The organism is Acinetobacter sp. ANC_7682, assembly GCF_056779795.1.
Window position 1 is genome coordinate 1 of the sequence record NZ_JBWYIQ010000117.1, and the last position, 204, is coordinate 204.

Annotated in this window: 1 protein-coding gene; it reads left to right on the plus strand. The window is 42.2% G+C overall.

Features of this window, described 5'->3' with window-relative positions:
- Positions 1–204, plus strand: a 204-nt coding sequence (locus AC1M9D_RS14240) for an enolase C-terminal domain-like protein (RefSeq protein ID WP_481612465.1), incomplete at both ends; no start/stop codon positions are given.

The following is a 204-nucleotide window of genomic DNA, read 5'->3' on the forward strand; positions in this document are numbered from 1 at the left end:
ATGGTGGCACGATGCTTGAAGGTTCTGTTGGCACCATCGCTTCTGCACATTTGTTCTCGACCTTTGAGAATTTGGCATATGGCACTGAATTGTTTGGTCCATTGCTGTTAACAGACGAAATTTTAAAGACCCCGCTTCAATATCGTGATTTCGAATTACATCTGCCTCAAGGCAATGGTTTAGGTATTGAGTTGGATTTAGACA